This window comes from Stenotrophomonas sp. YJH_SMC_48-3 (genome assembly GCF_059369375.1).
In genome coordinates this window covers 321,151-346,317 of the sequence record NZ_JCAFSQ010000001.1, presented here as the reverse complement: position 1 = coordinate 346,317, position 25,167 = coordinate 321,151, and the positions used below count along the sequence as shown (strand labels likewise).

At 67.4% G+C, this 25,167-nt stretch carries 18 protein-coding genes; 12 read left to right on the top strand and 6 right to left on the bottom strand.

Going from position 1 to position 25,167, the window contains the following annotated elements; all coding sequences use genetic code 11:
• Nucleotides 1–103: 103 nt before the first annotated feature.
• The gene (locus AC5P65_RS01565) at nt 104–1,423 is read right to left on the bottom strand and encodes a M20 family metallopeptidase (protein ID WP_495215389.1); all 1,320 of its coding nucleotides are present in this window, start codon (nt 1,421–1,423) and stop codon (nt 104–106) included.
• A gap of 186 nt (nt 1,424–1,609) precedes the next feature.
• On the opposite strand from AC5P65_RS01565, the gene AC5P65_RS01560 reads away from it, so the two are divergent.
• The 10 genes from AC5P65_RS01560 (at nt 1,610) to AC5P65_RS01515 (ending at nt 18,150) form a co-directional block, all read left to right on the top strand.
• Complete coding sequence (locus AC5P65_RS01560) at nt 1,610–2,854, top strand: efflux RND transporter periplasmic adaptor subunit (protein ID WP_021202129.1); 1,245 nt, start codon at nt 1,610–1,612, stop codon at nt 2,852–2,854.
• A 74-nt stretch (nt 2,855–2,928) separates the two neighbouring features.
• Nucleotides 2,929–6,162: an efflux RND transporter permease subunit gene (locus AC5P65_RS01555; protein ID WP_495215388.1), complete on the top strand. Its 3,234-nt coding sequence runs from the start codon at nt 2,929–2,931 to the stop codon at nt 6,160–6,162.
• A 31-nt stretch (nt 6,163–6,193) separates the two neighbouring features.
• A complete protein-coding gene (locus AC5P65_RS01550; protein WP_021202131.1) occupies nt 6,194–9,316 on the top strand; it encodes an efflux RND transporter permease subunit in 3,123 nt (1,040 codons plus the stop codon).
• A gap of 326 nt (nt 9,317–9,642) precedes the next feature.
• Nucleotides 9,643–11,700, top strand: coding sequence for a TonB-dependent siderophore receptor (locus AC5P65_RS01545; RefSeq protein WP_111098933.1), 2,058 nt, complete (start codon nt 9,643–9,645; stop codon nt 11,698–11,700).
• A 95-nt stretch (nt 11,701–11,795) separates the two neighbouring features.
• A complete protein-coding gene (yccS, locus tag AC5P65_RS01540) occupies nt 11,796–13,973 on the top strand; it encodes a YccS family putative transporter (protein WP_111098932.1) in 2,178 nt (725 codons plus the stop codon).
• Between the two features lie 141 nt (nt 13,974–14,114).
• Nucleotides 14,115–14,909, top strand: a complete 795-nt coding sequence (locus AC5P65_RS01535) for an SDR family NAD(P)-dependent oxidoreductase (protein WP_111098931.1) — start codon at nt 14,115–14,117, stop codon at nt 14,907–14,909.
• 99 nt (nt 14,910–15,008) lie between these two features.
• Nucleotides 15,009–16,898, top strand: a complete 1,890-nt coding sequence (locus AC5P65_RS01530) for an MFS transporter (protein ID WP_111098930.1) — start codon at nt 15,009–15,011, stop codon at nt 16,896–16,898.
• A gap of 182 nt (nt 16,899–17,080) precedes the next feature.
• Nucleotides 17,081–17,368, top strand: coding sequence for a CD225/dispanin family protein (locus AC5P65_RS01525; RefSeq protein ID WP_005419784.1), 288 nt, complete (start codon nt 17,081–17,083; stop codon nt 17,366–17,368).
• A gap of 34 nt (nt 17,369–17,402) precedes the next feature.
• Nucleotides 17,403–17,681 carry a CD225/dispanin family protein gene (locus tag AC5P65_RS01520; protein ID WP_019661492.1) on the top strand — a complete coding sequence of 93 codons (279 nt, stop codon included), beginning with the start codon at nt 17,403–17,405 and terminating at the stop codon, nt 17,679–17,681.
• A 43-nt stretch (nt 17,682–17,724) separates the two neighbouring features.
• Nucleotides 17,725–18,150, top strand: coding sequence for a DUF2752 domain-containing protein (locus tag AC5P65_RS01515; RefSeq protein ID WP_111098929.1), 426 nt, complete (start codon nt 17,725–17,727; stop codon nt 18,148–18,150).
• A gap of 551 nt (nt 18,151–18,701) precedes the next feature.
• On the opposite strand, the gene ampE is transcribed toward AC5P65_RS01515, so the two are convergent.
• The 5 genes from ampE to AC5P65_RS01490 form a co-directional block, all read right to left on the bottom strand.
• Nucleotides 18,702–19,589 (bottom strand): regulatory signaling modulator protein AmpE, encoded by an 888-nt coding sequence (gene ampE / locus AC5P65_RS01510; RefSeq protein WP_021203729.1) that lies wholly within the window; start codon nt 19,587–19,589, stop codon nt 18,702–18,704.
• Nucleotides 19,590–19,735: 146 nt separating this feature from the next.
• On the bottom strand, nt 19,736–20,641 hold the full coding sequence (nudC, locus tag AC5P65_RS01505) for an NAD(+) diphosphatase (RefSeq protein WP_134735180.1): 906 nt from the start codon (nt 20,639–20,641) through the stop codon (nt 19,736–19,738).
• A gap of 160 nt (nt 20,642–20,801) precedes the next feature.
• On the bottom strand, nt 20,802–21,194 hold the full coding sequence (gene erpA / locus AC5P65_RS01500; protein ID WP_005419789.1) for an iron-sulfur cluster insertion protein ErpA: 393 nt from the start codon (nt 21,192–21,194) through the stop codon (nt 20,802–20,804).
• A 31-nt stretch (nt 21,195–21,225) separates the two neighbouring features.
• Nucleotides 21,226–21,690, bottom strand: a complete 465-nt coding sequence (locus AC5P65_RS01495; protein WP_006398829.1) for a bactofilin family protein — start codon at nt 21,688–21,690, stop codon at nt 21,226–21,228.
• Nucleotides 21,691–21,694: 4 nt separating this feature from the next.
• Nucleotides 21,695–22,438, bottom strand: coding sequence for a DUF6776 family protein (locus tag AC5P65_RS01490; protein WP_111099168.1), 744 nt, complete (start codon nt 22,436–22,438; stop codon nt 21,695–21,697).
• Nucleotides 22,439–22,617: 179 nt separating this feature from the next.
• On the opposite strand from AC5P65_RS01490, the gene AC5P65_RS01485 reads away from it, so the two are divergent.
• Nucleotides 22,618–23,235 (top strand): DUF4126 domain-containing protein, encoded by a 618-nt coding sequence (locus tag AC5P65_RS01485; protein ID WP_019661497.1) that lies wholly within the window; start codon nt 22,618–22,620, stop codon nt 23,233–23,235.
• 44 nt (nt 23,236–23,279) lie between these two features.
• Nucleotides 23,280–25,166 carry an EAL domain-containing protein gene (locus AC5P65_RS01480; protein WP_180832201.1) on the top strand — a complete coding sequence of 629 codons (1,887 nt, stop codon included), beginning with the start codon at nt 23,280–23,282 and terminating at the stop codon, nt 25,164–25,166.
• Nucleotide 25,167: the final 1 nt, after the last annotated feature.

Below are 25,167 nucleotides of genomic sequence, written 5' to 3'. Positions count from 1 at the left end.
CCTGCCACCGGACCCACCCCGCCATCCCTCAGGAAACCAGCTTTTGCCGTTGACTTGGCTTTGGTCTCGGCGGGTGCAGGGCTGCAAGCCCTGCCAACACCCCTCACCCCGCAGGCGTACCGGTACCGTGCAGGTAATCCAGGCTCACCTGCAGCAGCGCACGCAGACCCACATCCAGCGCCTTCTCATCCAGCAGGAACTTCGGCGAATGATTGGCCGGCGCCGTCGCCGGGTCGATGCCCACGCTGGTGGAACCGACGAAGAAGAACATGCCAGGCACTTCCTTCGCGTACAGCGAGAAATCCTCCGCGCCCATCTGCAACGGTGGCTCGTATACGTTGTCCTTGCCCACCACCGCCTGCAGGCTCGGCAGCATCTTCGCGGTCAGCGCCGGGTCGTTCACCGTGGCCGGGTTGCCCTCCGATTCGTAGATGTCGGTCACCGCCTTGGCACCGTGCGCGGCGGCCGTGTGCTCGGCCACGTTGCGCAGGTCGGCGAAGATCTGCTGGCGCATCCCTTCGTCGAAGGTGCGGATGGTGCCGACCATCTCCACTTCATCGGGAATGATGTTGTAGCGGATGCCGCCGTTGATTGCGCCGAAGGTCAGCACCGCCGGTTGCTTGGACAGGTTGGCACGGCGGCTGACGATGGTCTGCGCGGTGCCGACCAGATCGGCGGTGGCGACGATCGGGTCAACACCGTTCCACGGTGCCGAGCCATGCGTCTGGCGCCCGATCACTTTGATGCCGAAACGGTCCGAGGCGGCCATCAACGGGCCACCACGCACCGCGATCTGGCCGGCCTGCACGCTGGAGAACACATGCAGGCCAAACACCGCCTCCGGCTTGAAATCGGCGAACAGCCCTTCCTTCAGCATGAGTGCGGCACCGCCCTCTTCCGGCGGCGGCGCGCCCTCCTCGGCCGGCTGGAAGATCAGCATCACCTGGCCCGGCAGGTCCTTCTTCATCGACACCAGTGCTTCGGCCACGCCGAGCAGCGTCGCGGTGTGCGCGTCGTGGCCACAGGCATGCATCACGCCCACGGTCTGCCCGCGGTACTGGTCAGTGACCCTGGAAGCGAACGGCAGGCCGGTCTGCTCGGTCACCGGCAGCGCGTCCATGTCCGCGCGCAATGCGATCTTCGGGCCCGGCTTGCCGCCTTCGATGATCGCCACCACGCCGTGGTGGGCGATGCCGGTCTTCGGCTTCAGGCCCATCGCCCGCAGGCGCTTGGCGACTTCGGCCGAGGTACGCACTTCGCGGTTGGACAGCTCCGGGTGCTGGTGGAAATCACGACGCCAATCGATCACCTTGGACTGCAGCCGCTGCGCGGCGGCGGTCACTTCCGGGCGCTGCCCGTCCTGGGCGTGGGCAAGGGCCGGCAGGGCCAGCAGCAGGGCGGACAGCAGCAGCGAACGGCGCATCACAATCTCCACGGCAGGGGGTTCCAGCTGAATGTAGGGCAACACTGCCGCCACGGGAACCTCCGGCGCGGCATCCGGTCTTAGCGCCCGTCCCATCCGTCATGCAGGAAACGTGATGTGGCACAGGTATGCTTTGCGCATTGCCCGCCGGGCTCCGCCCGGTCCAGCCCTCTTGGAGTCCTCGTAATGTCACGTGTTTGGAAGATCGTGCTGCTGGTCGTGGCAGTGCTGGTGCTGGCCGTGGTCGGCCTGCGCGTCATCGGCGGCGGCAAGGACAAGGCTGGAAAACCCGCTGCGGGCGCGCGCCAGGGCGGCGAAGACCCGGATGCCGGCCCGGTGCCGGTGACCGTGGTCGATGCCACGCGCCAGGACGTGCCGGTGTATGCCAGCGCGCTGGGCACGGTGACTGCGATGAACACCGTGACCGTCAGCCCGCAGGTCGGCGGCCAGCTGATGAGCCTGAATTTCCGCGAAGGCCAGGAAGTGAAGCAGGGCGACGTGCTGGCGGTGATCGACCCGCGCACCGCCCAGGCCAGCTACGACCAGGCCGCTGCGGCCAAGCGCCAGAACGAGGCGCTGCTGGCCACCGCGCGCTCCAACTACCAGCGCTCGAACGCACCGGAGTATCGCCAGTACGTCGCCAAGACCGATCTGGATACACAACGAAACCAAGTGGCACAGTACGAAAGCGCGGTGGCGGCCAACGAGGCCAGCATGCGCTCGGCGCAGGTGCAGCTGCAGTACACCAAGGTCACCGCACCGATCTCCGGCATCGCCGGCATCCGCGCGGTCGACGCGGGCAACGTGGTCAACGCCGGCACCGCGCTGGTCACGCTGACCCAGATCCATCCGATCCACGTGCTGTTCAACCTGCCCGAGCGCCAGCTGGGTGATGTGCGCCAGGCACAGGCCGCCGGCACGGTGCCGGTGGCCGCGCTGGACCGCGCCGACTCGCATGTTCTGTCCGGCGACGGCAAGCTGGACGTGGTCGACAACCTGATCAGTGCGGACAGCGGCACGTTCAAGGCACGTGCGGTCTTCGACAACACCGACAATGGCCTGTGGCCGGGCCAGTTCGTCAACGTCCGCATGCAGCTGCGCACGATTGCCGGTGGCGTGGTCATCCCGACCCAGGCCGTCCTGCGTGGGCCGGATGGCGAATACGTCTATGTCGTGCAGGGCGACAACACGGTGAAGATGCAGACCGTGCGCAGCGGCGTGGAAGTGGGCGACAGCCAGGTGCAGATTGCCGAAGGCCTGAAGGGCGGCGAGCGGGTGGTCAGTGAAGGCCAGTTCCGCCTGAAGCCGGGCAGCAAGGTCACCGCACTGAAGCCGGGCCAGACCCCGGCCGCACCGACCGAGGCCGAGCTGAAGGCGGCCGAACAGAAGAACGGTGGCGGCGGTGGCCGTCGCGGTGGTGGCCCGCGCTGAGCGCAGGCGACTGTTCTCCCTCGCGCCGGCATGCTCGTCGGCGCCGACATTGAAGTGCCAGCAAGGATCAGTCCGTGGGCTTTTCGACGATCTTCATCCGCCGCCCGATCGCCACCTCGCTGTTGATGGCGGGCCTGTTGCTGCTGGGCATCCTCGGCTACCGCAAGCTGCCGGTGTCGGCGCTGCCGGAAATCGATGCGCCCAGCCTGGTGGTCACCACCCAGTACCCCGGCGCCAACGCCACCACCATGGCCTCGCTGGTCACCACGCCGCTGGAGCGCCAGTTCGGGCAGATCTCCGGGCTGGAGCTGATGACCTCCGACTCGTCGGCCGGGTTGTCCACGATCATCCTGCAGTTCTCGATGGATCGGAACATCGACATCGCCGCGCAGGACGTACAGGCGGCGATACGCCAGGCCACCCTGCCCTCGTCGCTGCCCTACCAGCCGGTCTACAACCGGGTGAACCCGGCTGACGCGGCCATCGTTACCTTGAAACTGACGTCTGACACGCGTCCGCTGCGCGATGTCAACAACTACGCTGACTCCATCCTGGCCCAGCGCCTGTCGCAGGTGCAGGGCGTCGGCCTGGTCTCGATTGCCGGCAACGTGCGCCCGGCCGTGCGCATCCAGGTCAATCCGGCGCAGCTGTCGAACATGGGCCTGACCCTGGAACAGCTGCGCAGCGCGCTCACCCAGGCCAACGTCAATGCGCCCAAGGGCTCGTTGAACGGCAAGACCCAGTCCTACAGCATCGGCACCAACGACCAGCTGACCAGCGCCGCCGAGTACCGCGACACCATCATCAGCTACAAGAACGGCCGCCCGGTGCGGCTGTCGGACGTGGCCGAGGTGGTCGATGGCGTGGAGAACGACCAGCTCGCCGCCTGGGCCGATGGCAAGCCGGCGGTGCTGCTGGAAGTGCGGCGCCAGCCCGGTGCCAACATCGTGCAGACGGTCGAGCGCATCCGCGCGATCCTGCCGCAGTTGCAGGGCGTGCTGCCAGCCGACGTGCACCTGGAGATCTTCAACGACCGTACCGAGACCATCCGCGCCTCGGTGCACGAAGTGCAGTTCACCCTGATCCTCACCATCGGCCTGGTGGTGGCGGTGATCTTCGTGTTCCTGCGCCGGTTGTGGGCCACGATCATTCCCTCGGTGGCGGTACCGCTCTCGCTGGCCGGCACTTTCGCGGTGATGGCCTTTGCCGGCATGTCGCTGGACAACCTCTCGCTGATGGCGCTGGTGGTGGCCACCGGTTTCGTGGTCGACGATGCGATCGTGATGATCGAGAACATCGTGCGGTATATCGAACAGGGCAAGAGCGGCAAGGAAGCGGCCGAGATCGGTGCACGCCAGATCGGCTTCACCGTGCTGTCGCTGACCATCTCGCTGGTGGCGGTGTTCCTGCCGCTGCTGCTGATGCCCGGTGTGACCGGCCGCCTGTTCCATGAGTTCGCCTGGGTGCTGAGCATCGCGGTGGTGCTGTCGATGCTGATCTCGCTGACGCTCACCCCGATGATGTGTGCCTACCTGCTCAAGCCCGATGCCCTGCCCGAGGGCGAGGACGCGCATGAGCGCGCGGCGGCGGCCGGCAAGCAGAACCTGTGGACGCGCACCGTCGGCCTGTACGAGCACAGCCTGGACTGGGTGCTGGGCCACCAGCGCCTGACCCTGGCCGTGGCCGGCGGCGCACTGGTGCTGACCGTGCTGCTGTACGTGCTGATCCCCAAGGGCCTGCTGCCCGAACAGGACACCGGCCTGATCACCGGCGTGGTGCAGGCCGACCAGAACATCGCCTTCCCGCAGATGGAGCAGCGCACCAGGCAGGTGGCCGAAGCGCTGCGCCAGGATCCGGACGTGACCGGCGTGTCGGCCTTCATCGGCGCCGGCAGCATGAACCCCACGCTCAACCAGGGCCAGCTGTCGATCGTGCTGAAGGAACGCGGCGAGCGCGATGGCCTGGAGGAGATCCTGCCGCGCCTGCAGAAGGCAGTGGCCGGCATTCCGGGGGTGGCGCTCTACCTGAAGCCGGTGCAGGACGTAACCCTGGATACCCGTGTGGCCGCCACCGAGTACCAGTACTCGCTGTCGGACGTGGATTCGGCGACGGTGGCGACCCAGGCCACGCGCCTGACCGAAGCGCTGCGCAAGCGCCCGGAACTGGCCGACGTCGACAACAACCTGTCCAGCCAGGGCCGCGCCCTGGAGCTGAACATCGACCGCGACAAGGCCAGCGTGCTGGGCGTGCCGATGCAGACCATCGACGACACGCTCTACGATGCGTTCGGCCAGCGCCAGATCTCGACCATCTTCACCGAGCTCAACCAGTATCGCGTGGTGCTGGAAGTGGCACCGGAGTTCCGCACCAGCACCGCGCTGATGGAACAGCTGGCGGTCGCCTCCAACGGCGCCGGCGCATTGACCGGCACCAATGCCACCAGCTTCGGCCAGGTCACCTCCTCCAACTCGTCCACCGCCACCGGCATCGGCGCGCAGAACACCGGCATCACGGTCGGCGCCGGCAACATCATTCCGCTGTCGGCGCTGGCCGAAGGCAAGGTGAGCAGCGCACCGCTGGTGGTCAGCCACCAGCAGCAGCTGCCGGCGGTGACGGTGTCGTTCAACGTGGCGCCGGGCTATTCGCTGTCCGAAGCGGTGCGAGCGATCCAGGAGACCAAGGACAGCCTGGACATGCCGGCACACCTGCATGCCGAATTCATCGGCAAGGCCGCTGAATTCACCGGCAGCCAGACCGATGTGGTGTGGCTGCTGCTGGCCTCGCTGGTGGTGATCTACATCGTGCTGGGCGTGCTCTACGAGAGCTACATCCACCCGATCACGATCATCTCCACCCTGCCGCCGGCCGGTGTCGGCGCGCTGCTGGCGCTGATGCTGTGCGGGCTGAGCCTGTCGGTGGATGGCATCGTCGGCATCGTGCTGCTGATCGGCATCGTCAAGAAGAACGGCATCATGATGGTCGACTTCGCGATCGAGGCGCGCCGCGCCGGTGCCAACGCGCATGAAGCGATCCGTCGCGCCTGCCTGCTGCGCTTCCGCCCGATCATGATGACCACCGCTGCGGCAATGCTCGGCGCACTGCCGCTGGCGCTGGGCACCGGCATCGGTTCGGAGCTGCGCCGCCCGCTGGGTATCGCCATCGTCGGCGGCCTGCTGCTGTCGCAGCTGGTCACGCTGTACACCACGCCGGTGATCTACCTGTACATGGAGCGCTTCTCCGAGTGGCTGGCGCGCCGCCGCGAACAGCGCGCGCTGCGCAATGGTTCGCTGCAGGAGCCGCAGGCATGATCCACGCCCCGCTGCTGCGGGAGGCCGCACGATGAACCTGTCCGGCCCTTTCATCCGCCGCCCGATCGGCACCGCGCTGCTGGCCATCGGCTTGTTCATGGTCGGCCTGATCTGCTACCTGCGCCTGGGCGTGTCGGCGCTGCCGAACATCGAGATCCCCGTGATCTTCGTGCACGCCAGCCAGTCCGGCGCCGATGCGGCAACCATGGCGTCCACGGTCACCGCACCGCTGGAACGCCACCTCGGCCAGCTGCCGGGCATCGACCGCATGCGCTCGTCGAGCTCGGAAGGCAGCTCGCTGGTGTTCATGATCTTCCAGAGCGGCCACGACATCGATTCGGCCGCGCTGGACGTGCAGACCGCGATCAACTCGGCGCAGGCCGACCTGCCCTCGGGCATGGGCTCGCCGATGTACCAGAAGGCAAACCCGAACGACGACCCGGTCATCGCCATTGCGCTGACCTCGCAGACGCAGTCGGCCGACGAGCTCTACAACGTCGCCGATTCGCTGCTGGCACAGCGCATCCGCCAGATCAGCGGCGTGGCCTCGGTGGACATCGCCGGTGCCTCGACGCCGGCCGTGCGCGTGGACGTCAACCTGCGCCTGATGAACGCGCTGGGCCTGACTGCCGATGATCTGCGCAACGCCGTACGCGCAGCCAATGTCACCTCGCCCACCGGCTTCCTCAGCGATGGAAATACCACCACCGCGATCATCGCCAACGATTCGGTCGCGCGTGCAGCCGACTTCGCCGACCTGGTGGTGAAGACCCAGGGCGATGGCCGGGTGATCCGCCTGAAGGACATCGCCAACGTCTATGACGGCCAGCAGGATGCCTACCAGGCCGCCTGGTTCGACCACAAGCCGGCGGTGGTGATGTACGTGTTCACACGCGCCGGGGCCAACATCGTGGAGACCGTGGACCGGGTCAAGGCGCAGATTCCCGCGCTGCGCGACTACCTGCAGCCCGGCACCACGATGACGCCGTACTTCGACCGTACGCCGACCATCCGCTCGTCGCTGCATGAAGTGCAGATTACCCTGCTGATCAGCCTGGCGATGGTGGTGCTGACCATGGCGCTGTTCCTGCGCCGGCTGGCGCCGACGCTGATCGCCGCCGTAACCGTGCCGCTGTCGCTGGCCGGTGCGGCGCTGGTGATGTACGTGATGGGCTTCACCCTGAACAACCTGAGCCTGCTGGCGCTGGTGATCGCGATCGGCTTCGTGGTGGACGATGCGATCGTGGTGATCGAGAACATCATGCGCCATCTCGACGAGGGCATGCCGCGGATGCAGGCGGCACTGACCGGCGCGCGCGAGATCGGCTTCACCATCGTCTCGATCACTGCCTCGCTGGTGGCGGTGTTCATTCCGCTGCTGTTCGCCAGCGGCATGATGGGCGCGTTCTTCCGCGAGTTCACCGTCACCCTGGTGGCGGCCATCGTGGTCTCGATGATCGTCTCGCTGACGCTGACCCCGGCGCTGTGCAGCCGCTTCCTCAGTGCGCACGACCACAGCGCGCCGCCGTCGCGTTTCGGCCGCTGGCTCGATGCCGGCCACGAGCGGATGCTGCGCATCTACACCGTGTTCCTCGACTTCTCGCTGCGCCACGCGCTGCTGCTGTCGTTGACGCCGTTGCTGCTGATCGCCGCCACCATCTTCCTGTTCGGTGCAGTGAAGAAGGGTGCGTTCCCGCCGCAGGACACCGGCCTGATCTGGGGCCGGGCCAATTCCAGCGCCACCGTTTCCTTCGAGGACATGGTCAGCCGCCAGCGTCGCATCACCGACATGCTGATGGCCGACCCGGCAGTGAAGACCGTGGGCGTTCGCCTGGGCAGCGGCCGCCAGGGGTCGAGTGCGCAGTTCAACATCGAGCTGAAATCGCGCAGGGAAGGCCGTCGCGAAACCACCGCGCACGCCCTGGCGCGGCTGAGCGCCAAGGCCGACCGCTACCCCGACCTGCAACTGCGCCTGCGCGCTATCCAGGATCTGCCCAGCAATGACGGCGGCGGCTCAAGCCAGGGCGCGCAGTACCGCATCTCGCTGCAGGGCAACGACCTGGCATCACTTCAGGAGTGGCTGCCCAAGCTGCAGGCGGAGCTGAAGAAGAACCCGAAGCTGCGCGACGTCGGCACCGATGTGGACAACGCCGGCCTGCGCCAGAACATCCAGATCGACCGGGCCAAGGCTGCGCGCCTGGGCATCACGGTCGGCGCCATCGACGGCGCGCTGTACGGCGCCTTCGGCCAACGCCAGATCTCCACCATCTACTCCGACATCAACCAGTACAGCGTGGTGGTCAATGCCCTGCCCTCGCAGACCGCCACGCCGGCGGCGCTGGATGAGGTTTACGTGCGTGCGGGCAACGGCGACATGGTACCGATCACCGCGGTGGCCACCCAGGTGCCCGGCCTGGCACCGTCGCAGATCACCCATGAAAACCAGTACACGACGATGGACCTCAGCTACAACCTTGCTCCGAACGTGAGCATGGGCGAAGCCAAGGCGATCATCGACGCCACCGTAGCCGGCATGCGCATGCCCGGTGACATCCGCCTGGCCGACGACGCGGGCTTCGGCTTCAATTCAGATCCCAGCGACATGCTGATCCTGGTGTTTGCCGCGATCCTGACCGTCTACCTGGTGCTGGGCATGCTCTACGAGAGCCTGATCCACCCGGTCACCATCCTGTCCACGCTGCCGGCGGCGGGCGTCGGTGCGCTGCTGGCGTTGTTCGGCACCAACACCGAACTGTCGGTGATCTCGATGATCGCGCTGGTGCTGCTGATCGGCATCGTCAAGAAGAACGCGATCATGATGATCGACTTCGCGCTGGTGGCGCAGCGCGAGCATGGGCTGGCGCCGCGCGAGGCGGCACGCGAGGCCAGCATCGTGCGCTTCCGTCCGATCATGATGACCACGATGGTGGCGATCCTGGCAGCGGTTCCGCTGGCGATCGGCCTGGGCGAAGGGTCCGAACTGCGTCGTCCGCTGGGTATCGCGATGATCGGCGGCCTGCTGTTCTCGCAGAGCCTGACCCTGCTCAGCACGCCGGCGCTGTACGTGATCTTCTCGTGCCTGGCCGAACGCTGGCGGGCCCGTCGCGCGCGCAGGCGCGAAGCGAAGCTGCTCAAGCGCGCGCAGCGGGCGTAGAGCGGCCCATCCACGCATGGCGTGGATCTACGGGGGTAGAGCCGGCCACTGGCCGGCTTTCTCCGTACGGCGAATCTGCCGGCCAGCGGCCGGCACTACCGTGGATGCGAATGGTGGGTACGGACCGTGGGCGCGGACCGTTGGTCCGCACGCCTCCAGGTTTGACGTGCCGTAACGAAAAGAGAACAATTCTCATCCAGCCACGGTCCTGCGCCCCGTTGCGGCGCCCCGCTGCCTTCCCCGGCCAGCCTGCGTGATCCCAGCCACTGCCCCTTCCCCCACCCGTGGGCGGATGGCCTGTGGCCGTCCGTCGAGGACCACCATCGATGCTGCCTTCCCGTCTCCCCCGCCTGGCCCTGCTGGCCTCCGCCCTGTCCGCCGCCTGCGCTGCCCATGCCGAAGCGCCGGCCGTCAGCCGCAAAGCCACCGATCTGGATGCGGTGAATGTCACCGCCGAACGCCCCCATACCGACGCCGGCGCACTGGGCGACCGCGTCCTGCGCGACACTCCGTTTGCGATCACCGCTGTTGGCCGCGAGCAGATCGAGCAGCGCCAGGTGGTCTCGCTGGGCGAAGCCTTCCTGCTCGACCCTTCGGTCACCACCCAGGTCAGCGCCTACGCCAGCGGCTGGAGCTCACCCATCCGCAATCGCGGTATCGAACTGAATTTTGACAGCTATCGCGTCAATGGCCTGCAGGTCTCTTCCTGGGGTACCGAATGGCCGCTGGAAGTGATGGAACAGGTCGATCTGCTGAAAGGCCCGGGCGGCTTCCTGTACGGGTTCGGTGCACCCGGCGGCATCGTCAACTACATCACCAAGAAGCCGACGGACACGCCCACCTTCTCCGCCCAGCTGGGTTGGCGTGAACAGGGCATCGTCAGCGGCGGCATCGACGTTGGCGGACGTTTCGGCAACGAGCAGATGTTCGGCTACCGTTTCAACGCCTTCCAGGAAAAGGGCGAGACCTTCAATGGTGGGCACGTCGATCGCAAGGTTGGCGCACTCTCGCTGGATGCCCGTCTGAGCGATGTACTGACCTGGACCTTCGACGGCGTATTCCAGTCACGCGATCTGCGCGAAGAATCGCCGCAGTACTACTTCCGTGGCCTGACATCGCTGCCGCGACCGATTGCCGGGGATACCCACAACAGCGTGCCCGGCACCTACTACGACACCCGATCCAGCCTGCTGTCGACCGGCTTGAACTGGCAGATCAACAGCGACTGGAAAGCCAGCCTGAGTTACGGCGTCACCACCTCGTGGAACGACGTCAACAAGATCTTCGCCTACATCGACAATCCCAACGGCGACTATGACGTCAACGTCTACGAACTGGGCGGCAAGAGCGAGTGGAAGCTGGCCCAGGCGATGCTGCAGGGCAGCTTCCGCACCGGCCCGCTGCAGCATCAGGTGGTGGCGGGCATCAGCCACCAGACCGGGCTGGGCTGGGACCGCCCCTACGAATGGAACCTGATCGGCCGCGGCAACCTGTACCAGCGCCACGCCATCCGCCACGATGCCGTCGGTTCACGAGTGATGACCCGTGGCGACGAAGCCGTGCAGCAAGCGGTGTTCGCAAGCGATACCGTCGATCTCGGCAGTGGCTGGTCGGTATTGGCAGGCTGGCGTTACAACGACTACGAGACCAGGGGCCGCTACCACACCTACCCGGTCACACCGACCTACGCGGTGATGCTCAAGCCCCGCGAGGCCGTCACCCTCTACGCCAGCTACATCGAATCGCTGGAAGCGGGCAGCCGCGTGGGCAACAGCTACGTCAACGCCGGCGACGTGCTCGACCCGACCATCAGCACGCAGTACGAGATCGGCGCGAAGGTCGAGGGGGCACGCTGGAATGCGAACCTGGCGGCGTTCCGGCTGGAGCGTGGCGCCAACATCGATGAGCTCACGCCTGCCGGCAAGCGCCTGGTGCAGGACGGCATCACGCTGTACGAAGGCATCGAAGCCAGTGCCGACCTGCACCTCAACGATGCCCTGGAGGTCGGCGGTGGCGTCACCTGGCTGGACCCGACCTACGACAGGCTGTCGCCGGCCAGCGCCGCACAGGAAGGCAACCGTACCGCCGGTGCCGCGCGCTGGAGCGGCGTCATGCATGCCACCTACCAGCTGCCGTGGGTGGACGGCCTGGAAACGTATGCGGCCGTGCGCTACTACGGCGATGTCTGGTACGACGCCGACAACACCCTGAAGCTGCCCGACTACACGCTGGTGAATGCCGGCGTCGGCTACCGGCTGCTTGCCTCGGGCCACCCGGTGACCCTGCGTGCCAGCGTCGAGAACCTGGCCAACCGGAAGTACTGGTCCAACGCTGGCGCCGGCCTGCCGCGTACGTTCGCGGTGAGCGTTCGGTTCGACATGTAGGGTCCGGCAGCACCGTGGGTGCGGACCGTTGGTCCGCACTCCATATTTCACGCGCAGCCCGCAATAATGGTGGAAGACCCTTCCACCGAGCCTGCATGTCCGCCCGCCAATCCCGCCTCAGCCGCCTGTGGGCCCACGAGAAGGCCAGCTATGGCCTGCGGGTGTTCATCGCCCTGGCCGCAGCGCTTGCCGTGTGCTGGCAGCTGGACGCGCTCACCGCCCTGCCCGGCGTGTTTCTCGGCATCATCGCCAGCGCCATCGCCGAGACCGACGACAACTGGTGGGGCCGCACCAAGGCGGTACTGCTGTCGCTGCTGTGTTTCTGCCTTGCCGCAGCATCGGTGATCTGGCTGTTCCCGTGGCCGTGGATCTTCATTGGCGCGCTGGCGCTGTCCACCTTCGGCCTGACCCTGCTCGGTGCGCTCGGCGAGCGCTATGCGTCGATCGCCCAGGCGACGGTGACGCTGGCGATCTACACCATGATCGGCCTGGAGCAGCATGGCGCCGGCGACCTGCACAGCGCGCTGGACGCGGTCAGCCACCTGCTGGCCGGTGCGGTCTGGTACGGCCTGCTGTCGATCCTGTGGACCGCGCTGTTCGCCAACCGTCCGGTGCGCGAACGCGTAGCGCGGCTGTATCAGGAACTGGGCCGCTACCTGCAGCTGAAGGCCGCGCTGTTCGAGCCGGTGAGGGAAGCAGACCTGCAACGTCGCCAACTCGACCTGGCCGAACAGAACCGGCGTGTGGTCGGTGCGTTGAACGAGGCCAAGACAGCGATCCTGGCCCGCTTCGGCCGTTCCGGGCGGCCGGGCGTGAACTCCGGTCTGTACCTGCGTCTCTATTACATGGCACAGGATTTCCACGAGCGCGCTAGTTCCTCGCACTACCCCTATGGCGCGCTGGTCGACGCCTTCTTCCACAGCGATGTGCTGTACCGCTGCCAGCGCCTGCTCGACCTGCAGGGCCAGGCCTGCGCGCGCCTGGGCGAAGCGATCCGCCTGCGCCGTCCGTTCGTGTATGGCGAAAGCAACCAGCAGGCCGGACGCGATCTGGCCGATGCGCTGGCCTACCTGCGTGACCAGCAGCGCCCGCAGTGGCAGCGCCTGCTTGGTTCTCTGGACCTGCTGGTGCACAACCTGCGCAGCATCGAGCGCCGCCTGCTGGACGCGGAGCGCTCCGAGGCCAGTCTGGACAACGTCGACACCCGCCTGCGCGACAGCAACCCGCACACGTTGCGCGAGATGGGCGTGCGCATCCGCCAGCAGCTCACGCCCGGCTCGGTGCTATTCCGCCATGGCCTGCGCATGGCGCTGGCGCTGATCGCCGGCTTTGCCGCGATACGCCTGTTCAATGCACAGAACGGCTCGTGGGTGCTGCTGACCATCGTGTTCGTGTGCCGCCCCAACTTCGGTGCCACCCGCCAGCGCCTGGCGCAACGCATCGTCGGCACCGTGGCCGGCCTGGTACTGACCTGGGCGCTGTTGCAGCTGTTCCCACAGCTGCACGTGCAGCTGCTGATCGCACTGCTGTCGGCGCTGCTGTTCTTCTTCACCCGTACCGATCGCTACCTGGTGGCATCGGCGGCGATCACGGTGATGGCGCTGACCTGCTTCAACCTTATCGGCGACGGCTTCGTGCTGATCGTGCCGCGCATGGTCGATACGCTGCTGGGCTGCGCGATCGCCGCCGTCGCCGCATTCCTGATCCTGCCCGACTGGCAGGGCCGGCAGCTGCATCTCGTCCTGGCACGCGTGCTGGACACTGCGGCTCGCTACCTGGATTCGGTGCTGGGCCAGTACCGCAGCGGCATGCGCGATGACCTGGCCTACCGCATCGCCCGCCGCGACATGCACAACGCCGACGCCGCGCTGTCCACCGCATTGTCGAACATGCTGCGCGAACCCGGCCATGTGCGCCGCAATCTGGATGCCGGCTTCCGCTTCCTGGCGCTGTCCAACACGCTGCTGGGGCATCTGTCGGCGCTGGGTGCGCACCGCGACCAGGTGGACAGCTATGCTGGCGATCCACTGGCGCTGGCCGCGGGCGATCGCGTGCGCAAGGCACTTCAGCAGCTGGCGACGGCGCTGACCGCGCGGCAACCCGTTGCGGAAGATGACAACGACTCAGACCGCGCGGTGGCCGCCGAGCTGGAGCAGATCGACGAGGCGATGCCGCCGAAACTGCAGCTGATCCGTACCCAGATGGCGCTGGTGCTGCGGATGCTGCCGAAGCTGCGTGCAGCGGCCAATGAGGCAGTGACCAACCTGACCTGATTCCTTGTCGCTGGTCGGACATCCCATCCGCGCGTGGCGTGGATCTACTGCACCGTGTGCAACCGTGTGTTGCGCCTTGCGATGCATCCCGATCACGTTCCCGCGCGGATACTGGGTGATCCCCTGGTACTGGAATCCCCCATGAAGATCGAACTCGCCGGCCGCACCGCGCTGGTCACCGCCTCCACCGCCGGCATCGGCCTGGCGATCGCCCAGGGTCTTGCCGCGGCGGGTGCGCGGGTCATTCTCAACGGCCGCAGCACCGACAGTGTCGAACGCGCCCGCCAGCGCCTGCTCGCTACCGTTCCGGGTGCCGAGGTGATCGGCGTGGCCGCCGATCTCTCCGATGCGGCCGGCGTCGATACGCTGCTGGCCGGCCTGCCCAAGGTCGACATCCTGGTCAACAACGCCGGCGTCTTCGGCCCCGAGGACTTCTTCGAGACCGAAGATGCCACCTGGGAGCGTTACTGGCAGACCAACGTGATGTCCGGTGTGCGCCTGTCGCGGGCACTGCTGCCGGCGATGGTCGATGCCGGCTGGGGTCGCGTGCTGTTCATCTCCTCCGAATCGGCACGCAACATTCCCGCCGACATGATCCACTACGGGGTCAGCAAGACCGCGCAGCTGTCGCTGTCGCGCGGCCTGGCCAAGCGCGTGGCCGGCAGTGGCGTCACCGTCAACGCGGTGCTGCCCGGCCCGACCCTGTCCGATGGCTTCGCGGCGATGTTCGAGGATGAACGCCAGCGCAGCGGCAAGCCGCTGGAGCAGATCGGCCGCGAGTTCGTGATGGCACACAGGCCATCCTCGGTGATCCAGCGCACTGCCACGGTCGAGGAAGTGGCCAACATGGTGGTGTACCTGGCCTCGCCGCAGGCTTCCGCCACCTCCGGCGCGGCGCTGCGCGTGGACGGCGGCGTGGTCGACGATATCGTCTGAGGGTGCTGGCAGGTGTGCGGACCAACGGGTCCGCACCCACAGGTCCGTACCCACAGCAGATGGGCAGGAATGCTAGGCTGCGCCGGTCAAGGAGGCTCCATGTCCGGTCACAACCAGTTCGCCCTGCTGCGCCAGCGCCGTTTCCTGCCGTTCTTCGTGGTCCAGGCACTCGGCGCGTTCAACGACAACGTGTACCGGCAGGCGATCATCAGCATGTTGCTGTTCATGGCCGTGCCGGAGGAGGAGCTGGGGCTGTACGCCACGCTGGCACCGGCCATCTTCATCCTGCCCTACTTCCTGTTCTCGGCACTGGCCGGGCAGATCGCCGACAAACTTGAGAAATCGCGACTGATCGTGATCACCACCACCATGGAGATCGTGATCATGTCGCTGGCGGCCGTCGGCTTCCTGACCCAGAGCCTGCCGGTGCTGCTGGTGGCCCTGTTCTGCACCGGCATGCAGTCGACCCTGTTCGGCCCGGTGAAGTACTCGGTGCTGCCGTCGGTGCTCAAGCCCGAGGAACTGACCGGCGGCAACGGCCTGGTCGAGATGGGCACCTCGATGTCGATCCTGTCCGGCATGATCGTCGGCGGCCTGGTGTTCACCGTGGCCGGCAGCCACGGCACCGTGGTGGCGGCCTGCGCGATCATCGCGCTGGCGATCTGTGGCAACATCGCCGCGCGCCTGATTCCCAAGGTCGATGCCGGCGACCCGAACCTGAAGATCAACTGGAACCCGCTGCCGGAATCACTGGCGGTGCTGCGCATGGCGCGCCAGCAGAAAGCCGTGCGCAATTCGATCCTGGGCGTGTCCTGGTTCTGGTTCGTCGGCACCGTGCTGACCTCGCAGCTACCGGCCTATGCGGTGACCAACCTGGGCGGTGAGCCAACCCTGTACATCTTTGCGCTGGCCCTGTTCTCGGTTGGCACCGGCATCGGCTCGCTGCTGTGCGAGAAGCTGTCGGCGCGCACGGTGGAAATCGGCCTGGTGCCGCTGGGCGCGTTCGGCATGACCGCGTTCCTGCTCGACCTGTACTTCGCCCGCAGCGGCGAGGCGACCGTGCAGGGGCTGGCCATCGGGCCGTTCCTGCAGCAGCCGGGCAGCAGCCGCATCGTCATCGACCTGGTCGGCATCGGCCTGTTCACCGGCATCTTCGTGGTGCCGCTGTTCGCGCTGATCCAGAGCCGCACGCCGAAGGCGCAGATGTCGCGCGTGTTCGCGGCGCTGAACATCCAGAATTCCGGCTTCATCGTCGCTGCGGCCCTGCTGTCGCTGGCCGCGCACACGCTGCTGCACTGGACCATCCCGCAGCAGTTCCTGGCGCTGGCCATCGCCAACGCGCTGGTGGCGATCTACATCTTCACCATCGTCCCCGAATTCCTGATGCGCTTCCTCAGCTGGCTGATGGTGCGCACGCTGTACCGGCTGCGCCCGCACGGCATCGAGGCCAACGTGCCCGACGAAGGCGCCGCGCTGCTGGTCTGCAACCATGTCAGCTACATGGACGCGCTGATCCTGTCGGCGACGATTCCACGCCCGGTGCGCTTCGTCATGTACTACCGGATCTTCAACATCCCGGTGATGCGCTGGATCTTCCGCACCGCCAAGGCGATCCCGATCGCCGGCGCGCGCGAAGACCCGGCGCTGATGCAGCGCGCGTTCGACGAGATTGACGCCGCGTTGGCCGAAGGTGAGCTGGTCTGCATCTTCCCGGAAGGTGCGCTGACCAGGGATGGTGCGATGGCCCCGTTCAAGTCGGGCGTTGAGAAGATCCTCCAACGGCGGCCGGTGCCGGTGGTGCCGATGGCCCTGCGCGGCATGTGGTCGAGCATGTGGAGCCGGCGCGACAGCCGCCTGGGCCGCATGCGGGTGCCGCGCCGTTTCCGTGCCACCGTCGAAGTGGTCGCGGCGCCGGCCGTGGATGGCCACAGCACCAGCGCCCCGGTGCTGGAGGCCCAGGTGCGGGCACTGCGCGGCGATCACGCCTGACGGACCCGGCCCGCCAAGCGGGCCCGGCAGCCTCCCCCGCATAGGCCACCGTCCGGTGACGTACGCGACATGTCGTGACTGTAAACGCATACATGCAACGTCGGTTGCGGTAGATTACGCACCCACAGGGGGGAGGTCCGGCCGATACATCACGGCTGGCCACCAAGGAATGGAGTCTTGCTTTGAATCAACCACCACCGCTCAGCCGTCCGGTCTACATCCCCAACCATCTGGTCTGGGCGATCCTGACGACGCTGTTCTGCTGCCTCCCGTTGGGCGTGGTGTCGATCGTCTATGCCTCCCAGGTCGATGGCCGCCGCGCGGCCGGCGACCTGCCGGGGGCCTACAGTGCGTCGCGCAAGGCGGGCTGGTGGGCGGTGGCTTCGGCCGTGGCCCTGCCGGTCCTGTTGCTGTTGTGGTTCGGGCTGTTCGGCGGCTTGGCCGTGCTGGGCGCTCTTTCCGACCAATGATCTACCACCACCACCCATCAAGGAGCTTGAACCCATGAATACCGCCACTCCGCAGGTCCCGAACAACCTGGTCTGGGCGATCCTGACCACCCTGTTCTGCTGCCTGCCGGCCGGCATCGTGTCGATCGTCTATGCCGCCCAGGTCAACGGCAAGCTGGCCGCTGGCGACATTGCCGGCGCCCAGGACTCCGCCGCCAAGGCCAAGAAGTGGGCCATCTGGTCGGCCATCGCCTGGGCCGTCGTGGTCGTGCTGTACGTGCTGTTCTTCGTTGTGCTCGGCGGCATGGGCGCGATGAGCAACAGCGGCTACTGATACGCCTGGACGGATCCGGCGCCTGCGCCGGATCCGTTGTTGCATGTCCGCGCTTCCTGCTCGTTCCCGGTTCGCCCGCTGGGCGCCGCTGCTGGTTTCCGCCGGCCTGGCCGCGGGCGCCACGGTGCTCCTGCGCAACGTCAATCCGTATGTCGCCGGCAATCCCTTGCCGAGCTGCCCGCTGTACGCGCTGACGGGCCTGTACTGCCCGGGATGTGGCAGCACGCGCTGCCTGTATTCGCTGGTCCACTTCGACCTGCCCGGCGCGATGGCGATGAACCCGCTGCTGGTCATCAGCCTGCCGTTCCTGTTGCTGATGCTGCTGAACATCGCCGGCATCCGCCCACGCCTGCTCGACCCGCTCATGCGGGTGCTGGCCAATCCTGTGTTCTGGCTCTGGGTGCTGCCTGGGTATGCGCTGCTGCGCAACCTGCCGTGGGCACCGTTTACCGCGCTGGCGCCGATCTAGGTTTCCAGCCAACGGCGCAGCCCCTCGTGGTGGGCGGCGTTCGTCGATCATGGGGTTGGCCGGGCGGGATGGGTTTGCGGGGGACGCCGTGAATCCGTCCGTGGAGGCTTGGCCGCGGCTTGCTCGTGTGCGCTGTCCTGCGCGCACGGCAAGACCAGGGTTGGGCGTCCTGCCCAACCCGCCCGAGGCATGCCTCGGACCCATGCCGCGGACACCCCCTCAAACCCATCCCGCCCGGCCACGGACAGTTTCCGTGCGCGTCCGCCACGGAAAAGAAAGAGAAGATCAAAAGCGGATAGCTTCGCTGCGCTCGCTCGGAGCCGAGCATGGCTCGGCTCTACAGAACGTCAGTGCACGGAAAACTGTCGAAGGCGGGGTGGGTCGGATGGCGGGGGTGTGAGCCGCATGGATGCGGCGACCAAGCCTCCATGGACGGATTCACGGCGTCCCCCGCCATCCGACCCACCCCGCCAACCCGCAGCAATCCTGCCGTTGCTGTTGCTGTTGCTGTCGCCTCTGCAGGTGCAGGGCTGCAAGCCCTGCCAGAACACCTACGTCACCCAGCCTGCAATCACCAGCAACGCGAGGATCGCCAGCCACAGCAGCAGCATCCGCCACACCAGGCTCATCGCATCACGCAGGTCCGGCAGCCGCTGCCACACCGGCAACAGCCCGGCCTCGGTGTAATCGTGCGCATCTTCGCGCAGCTCGGCGTTGACGCTGGCCCGCGCCACCGCGCCCAGGAACCCGATGGTGCCGGCCAGCCGCTCGCCATGCGCCTGGCGCCACGCCTTCCACGCCGTATCGAAGTTGCCCACCAGCGCCATCGAAAACGCCATCAGCTGCGCCACCGGCCACTCGATCCAGCCCAGCAGGCGCTGCGCCAGCGCCAGCGGCTCCACCGGCACGCGGGCACGCATCGGGCTTTCCGCCATCAGCGCCAGCAGCCGGTACCCCAGCGCACCGGCCGGGCCCAGCAGCAGGAACCAGAACAGCACCGCGAACCAGCGCCGCAGCGCGTTGAGCACGGTGGCCTCGACCAGCGACGGCACGTCTTCGCGCAGGCTGCCACCGGCCGCCTGCAGGTTGCGCACGGCGGCCTGACGCGTTGCGGCGTCGTCCGCATCGATGATCGCTTCGATATCACGATCCAGATCACGCGGCCCCCAGCACCAGGCCAGCACCGCCACGCCCAGCATCAGCGACGGCAGCCCGAACAGCACCCCGCGCAGCAGCCATGCCAGCAGCGCCATCAGCAGCAGCGGCGGCAGCAGTGCCAATGCAACACCGGCCGGTCCCTGCCACGCCTTTCCGCCATGCGCGTCCAGCCAGCCCAGCCAGCGCCGGAAGCCGTCGAAACGGCGCAGCGAGGCGGCAGCGGCCGGGGCAACATGGCCCAGGGCCAGTGCCACCAGCACGGCGGCCAGAGTGGTGAACATGGCAGGTCTCCCTACGAAACGGAACGCTCGGCGCCGTTACCTTACCTGTCGCAGCGGCGCCCCTCAGCGGTGAACCGGACTGTAACCCGGGCCGTGTTCAGGTGGCGGCAATACAGCGGCCACAACCGGCCCGGCCGCAGGCCGGTTCAGCCCTGCTGCTCGCGGTACCAGTGTTCGATCAGGCCGCGCGAAATCGAGATCGGCGGCGACAGGCGGATGCCTTGGCCATCGTCGTCCACATCGCGTGCCAATGCTGCGCCAACCTCATCGGCAGTGAACCAGCGCGCGTCTTCCAGTTCGCCATCCACAGTCGGCAGGTCATCCTGCGCCTGTGCACGGAAACCGATCATCAGCGCGCCGGGGAACGGCCACGGCTGCGAACCGAGGTACTGGCAGGCGGTCACCCGCACCTTGCTCTCCTCGTGCACTTCACGCACCACGGTCTGCTCGAACGTCTCGCCGGGTTCGACGAAGCCGGCCAGCACCGAGTAACGACGCGGGGCCCAGTTCGACTGCCGGCCCAGCAGCAGCCGGCCCTGGTTCTCCACGGCGACGATCACGGCGGGATCGACACGCGGGTAGTGCTCGGTGGAACACTGCGCGCAACGGCCGACGAAGCCGCCTCGGGCAAACGCCACGGCGCCGCCGCACACACCGCAGAAGCGGGTGCGCGAGTGCCAGTAAGACATGCCGCGGGCATAGCTGAAGGCGGTCGCATCGGCCATCGACCACAGCAGCGCGGCCTGGCGCAGGTCGAGGCGACGTGGTGCGGTGACGGTGACGCTGGCGGCTTCAACCGAGAACCATGCTTGTTCCCCGCGCAGGCCGAGGAAGATCGCGGAGCCGGGCCCCCCCCCGATGTCGGCGCCGGCCAGCGCCAGCGGCTGGTCGTCATCGCCGGTAAAGGCGCTGCCGTCCTGATCGAGCACGAGAATGCGCGCGCCCGGCCACAGGCGCGCCAGTGCATCGGCATCGTCGCGCAGGGCATCGGCGCGCTCCAGCGGTTCGCCAACGAACGCGAAACCGGAAAGCGGCGAAGAAGTATTGGGCATCCGGCAAGCGTGCCGCCAATCGATGCGGGTGGCAAGGTCGGCGCTGTGCGCAATCTGCTGTTGTGTGCATGGAGGCACAGAGCATCCACGCACGGCGTGGATCTACTGATCCGCTCTGGTGGGTGCCAACCGTGGTTGGCACATCCTGGCCACAGGGCTCTTACATGCTGAAGCTGCTGCCGCAGCCGCAGGTGGTCTTTGCGTTCGGGTTGCGGATCACGAACTGGGCACCGGTCAGGCTCTCGGTGTAATCCACCTCGGCGCCCATCAGGTACTGCAGGCTCAGCGGATCGACCAGCAGGGTCACCCCGCTGGTCTGTACCGCCAGGTCATCCTCGGCACGGTTCTCGTCGAACTCGAACCCGTACTGGAAGCCCGAACAGCCGCCGCCCTCGATGTACACACGCAGGGCCAGGTCGGGGTTGCCCTCTTCCTGGATAAGGGATTTGACCTTGGCGGCCGCCGACTCGGTGAAGTTCAGCGGGCGCTCCAGCGATTGGTAATCGGGCGCGGCAACCGGAGTGGCGCCGGGCAGGGAGACTAGCGTGCTCATGATGCCAGCATGGGGGTGCCGGGGATGGCTTTCAAGCCATCGCCTCGGCCAGCTTGCGGCGTGCAGCAGTGTCGCCCTTGCCGCCATTGGCCTCATCGCCTTCCGGCGCCGGCAGGGCCGCCATCGGGGCGCTGGCATGGATCAGGCGGCCGTTCAGCTGGGCGCCCGCATTCATCTCCACCACCTGGTAATGGACGTTGCCATTGACCCGTGCGCTCGGGGTCAGTTCGACCTTCTCGGTGGCGTGTACATCGCCGTCCAGGCGGCCGCTGATGACCACCACCTGCGCGCGGATCTCGCCCTCGATCACGCCATGCTCGGCGACCGTCAGGGTCGCGCCACTGGCGCCTTCGGCGGCGATCACCTTGCCATGGATGCGGCCTTCCACGTACAGGCCACCACTGAATTCCACATCACCGCGGATCACCACCTGGTTGCCGATCAGGGCATCCACCACCAGCTGGCCTTCACGGTTGGATTTGCTGCTTCCGAACATCTGCCTACTCCCCTTTGACGGCCGGCGCACCGGCCTGTTTCCAGTCGAATACCTGGGTGGTACCCCCCGTACCACTCCCCAATGTCACCCGCACGCGTTGCGGGGTGAAGTCAGCCGGCAGCATCACGCTGCCGGTGAGCTGCTGGAAGTACCGGAACGAGTAATCCTGTCCCGGTACCTTGCTGCGCTGGTGCAGATCATCCCAGCTGATCGTGGCCAGCTTGCCGTTCCTGACGCCTTCCACGGTGAAGCGCATCTGCCCCTGGCTGATGGCGCCGCGGTTGAGGTTCTGGGTCAGCACGGCGGTGTACTGCCAGGTGCCGGCCGCTTCCGGGCTGAACTCGATCGAATGGGTGTTCAGGCCCTTGCGCTGGCTGGTCGAACCCACCAGGCGCTCATAGAAGGCAACGTCGGCACGCAGGCCGGCGATTTCCTCATCGCGCTCGGCCAGCGAGGACTGCACCTCGGTGTTGGCAGCGCGGCTGATGCGGTCGGAGGCTTCCAGCGTGGCCTGCTTCTGGCGCAGTTCGGTCAGCTGCGCCTGCAGCGTCTCGGCACGCTTCTCGGCGGCCTGCAGGCGCTGGCCCTGGGCATCGCGCGGGGTGGCCATCCAGCAGCCACCGAGCACGGCCAGCACCAGGCTGAGCAGCCAGATGCCGCCGATCACCAGCAGGCGGCGACGGTCGGCAGGCGGTTGCGGCGCGCCGGGCAGGCGGACCTGCACGCGCATGGGAGGACGGTTGGTCATGGGTGGTTTCCGGGGTATCGCAAGGGCGACACCGGTACGGCCCCTGTGGCAAACGACGGGCTAGTGTATGACAGGACGGGTGGGTTTCCTGCGCAGCAGCGAGCCACGGTCTGTGGCGTTCAGGCATGCCATCGTCGATAGTGTGGTCCCCTGCACAGTTCCGTCGCCGGAGCATCGCCATGACCGAAGCCCACCTGTTCGTGATCGGCATCCTGCTGGCCTGGCTGGCCGGCATCCGCGTCTACCTCACCGTGTTCGGTGTCGGCCTGGCCGGCCTGCTCGGCTGGGTCGACCTGCCACCGGCCCTGCAGGCTACTGAATCGTGGTGGGTGCTGGGCACTTCGGCGGCGCTGGCGGTGACCGAATTCTTCGCCGACAAGATTCCCGGCGTGGACTCGGCGTGGGACCTGGTGCAGACCCTGGCACGTGTACCCGCAGGTGCCTTCCTTGCCGCAGCCACGCTGTCGCCGGATGGGCAGCTGGGTACCGGCGCACTTGCTGCCGGTGCCGGTGTCGCGCTGGCCAGCCATGGACTGAAAGCCGGCACCCGTGCCCTGCTCAATACCTCGCCCGAGCCTGCCAGCAACTGGGTGGCCTCCGCCGCCGAGGACACCGTGGTGGTCGGGGGCCTGGCCCTGGCCCTGGCGCACCCGTGGATCGCGCTGATCGTGGTGCTGGCCTGCAGCCTGGCGGGCGCGCTGCTGGTGTGGCTGGTCTGGCGCACCTTGTGGAAGGGCGTGCGCTGGCTGGCACGCAGTGCGTCGCCGGACGGTCCGCGCCAGCCGGGTACCGGTTGAACCTCGGGCTTGTCGCATAATGGACGCGAACACCAGGAGCACCGATGGCCGCAAACGAATCCCCCGCGGGCGCCCGCCCGGGACGCGCTGAATCCCCTCCGGCCGATCATTGGCAACGCTGGGCCGCGGAGCCGGCGAGCGCGGTCGCCGCAGTACCCGCAGTGGTTCCGCCGTTGGCCAGCTCCGACATGCCCGCATCGATCGGCAGCGCGCCACCGCCTCTGCCGGGCCCGGCCTTCCTGGCCGAGGCTGGCAACAACGACCAGGCGCCGTTGGCCTCCGATTCGCCCTACCGCGTGCTGATCGTCGAGGACGACCGCGCCCAGGCCCTGTTCGCGCAGAGCGTGCTGCACGGCGCCGGCATGCAGGCAATCGTGCACAGCGACGCCGATGGCGCGCTGCAGGCGATCAAGGAACACCGTCCCGACCTGATCCTGATGGATCTGCACCTGCCCGGACTGGATGGCATGCGACTGACCGCACTGATCCGCCAGCAGCCCGGCCTGCAGCTGCTGCCGATCGTGTTCCTCAGCGGCGATCCGGATCCAGAGCGCCAGTTCGAAGTGCTCGACAGCGGCGCCGACGATTACCTGAGCAAGCCGATCCGCCCGCGCCACCTGATCGCCGCCGTGGCCAACCGCATCCGCCGCGCACGTGCGCAGGCCGCGACCCTGCCCGGTGCCAGCGGCGTACCGGCCACCAGCAATCCGGAAACCGGTCTGCCGACGCGCCATCACGTGCTGCAGCAGCTCAACACCGCACTCGCCCACCGCGACCGGGGCGGTGTGTTCTTCATCGAAGTGGCCAGCGCGCTGGGGCTGCGCGAACGCTATGGTTATGCCGCCTTCGAGCGCCTGATGGTACAGGCCGGGCAGCGCCTGGCCGAGGCCGGCCATCCACACCTGCTGGCACGCCTGAACGACAACAGTTTCCTGCTGCTGGCCCGCAACGCCGACGAAGATGCCCTGGAAGGCATCGCCGCTTCCCTGCGCGAGCAGCTGTCGGCGCGTGCCTTCGTGATCCGCGACGACGAATCGGTGCACCTGCGCGGCGTGGTGGGTTATGCGCCGCTGTCGCCGGGCTTCGACGATGCCAACGCTGCACTGGAAGCGATCGAGCGCACCACCCTGCAGGCACGCCTGCTCAGCGCCGGTGTGGCGGGCCATGTGCACCGCCAGGCCGTCACCGAACAGGAGCACCTGGCACTGCTGGAAGGCCAGCTGGAGCTGGCCTATCAGCCGATCGTCGCCGTCGCCGGTGGCAACACCGCGCAGTACCAGCTGCTGCTGCGCCTGCGCCAGGCCGATGGCACGGTGCTGGCGGCCGGCCAGGTTATTCCGGCCGCCGAAGCGGCAGGCCGTATCGCCGACCTCGACCAGCAGGTGATGGAGCACGCGCTGGGCCTGCTGGATCTCTACCGGCACGCCACGCCGCCGCTGAACCTGTTCGTCTCGCAGTCGCTGCGCACCCTGCAGCGCGACGCCTTCGCCGACTGGCTGCTGGAATCGCTGCAGCAGCGTGACCTGCCGGGCAGTGCGCTGGTGATCGACGTGCGCCTGCCCGACGCACTGATCCACACCGTGCCGCTGCAACAGTTCTGCCAGCGCATGGCCGGCCCCGGGGTGCGATTCTGCCTGAGCCAGTTCGAGCCCAGCGGCGAAGCCGACGCCCTGCTGACCCAGCTGCCGCTGTCGTTCGTGCGCATGGCCGCGCGCTTCTCCAGCAGCCATGCCAACCCGGCCACGCGCGAGGAACTGCGCAAGGCGATCGAACAGGCACATGCGGCCGGGCTGCAGATCATCGGGCAGCAGATCGAGGACCCACAGGCCGCCGCGGCGATGTGGGTCGGCGGCGTCGACTACATCCAGGGCAACATGGTGCAGTCGGCCGGCAGCGACCTGAACTTCGACTTCCACAACGCGGTGCTCTGAC

Coding starts and splice junctions, on each gene's coding strand:
- AC5P65_RS01565 (WP_495215389.1), bottom strand. CDS start 1,423: ATGCGCCGTTCGCTGCTGCTGTCCGCCCTGCTGCTGGCCCTGCCGGCC.
- AC5P65_RS01560 (WP_021202129.1), top strand. CDS start 1,610: ATGTCACGTGTTTGGAAGATCGTGCTGCTGGTCGTGGCAGTGCTGGTG.
- AC5P65_RS01550 (WP_021202131.1), top strand. CDS start 6,194: ATGAACCTGTCCGGCCCTTTCATCCGCCGCCCGATCGGCACCGCGCTG.
- AC5P65_RS01545 (WP_111098933.1), top strand. CDS start 9,643: ATGCTGCCTTCCCGTCTCCCCCGCCTGGCCCTGCTGGCCTCCGCCCTG.
- yccS (WP_111098932.1), top strand. CDS start 11,796: ATGTCCGCCCGCCAATCCCGCCTCAGCCGCCTGTGGGCCCACGAGAAG.
- AC5P65_RS01535 (WP_111098931.1), top strand. CDS start 14,115: ATGAAGATCGAACTCGCCGGCCGCACCGCGCTGGTCACCGCCTCCACC.
- AC5P65_RS01530 (WP_111098930.1), top strand. CDS start 15,009: ATGTCCGGTCACAACCAGTTCGCCCTGCTGCGCCAGCGCCGTTTCCTG.
- AC5P65_RS01520 (WP_019661492.1), top strand. CDS start 17,403: ATGAATACCGCCACTCCGCAGGTCCCGAACAACCTGGTCTGGGCGATC.
- AC5P65_RS01515 (WP_111098929.1), top strand. CDS start 17,725: ATGTCCGCGCTTCCTGCTCGTTCCCGGTTCGCCCGCTGGGCGCCGCTG.
- ampE (WP_021203729.1), bottom strand. CDS start 19,589: ATGTTCACCACTCTGGCCGCCGTGCTGGTGGCACTGGCCCTGGGCCAT.
- nudC (WP_134735180.1), bottom strand. CDS start 20,641: ATGCCCAATACTTCTTCGCCGCTTTCCGGTTTCGCGTTCGTTGGCGAA.
- erpA (WP_005419789.1), bottom strand. CDS start 21,194: ATGAGCACGCTAGTCTCCCTGCCCGGCGCCACTCCGGTTGCCGCGCCC.
- AC5P65_RS01495 (WP_006398829.1), bottom strand. CDS start 21,690: ATGTTCGGAAGCAGCAAATCCAACCGTGAAGGCCAGCTGGTGGTGGAT.
- AC5P65_RS01490 (WP_111099168.1), bottom strand. CDS start 22,438: ATGACCAACCGTCCTCCCATGCGCGTGCAGGTCCGCCTGCCCGGCGCG.
- AC5P65_RS01485 (WP_019661497.1), top strand. CDS start 22,618: ATGACCGAAGCCCACCTGTTCGTGATCGGCATCCTGCTGGCCTGGCTG.
- AC5P65_RS01480 (WP_180832201.1), top strand. CDS start 23,280: ATGGCCGCAAACGAATCCCCCGCGGGCGCCCGCCCGGGACGCGCTGAA.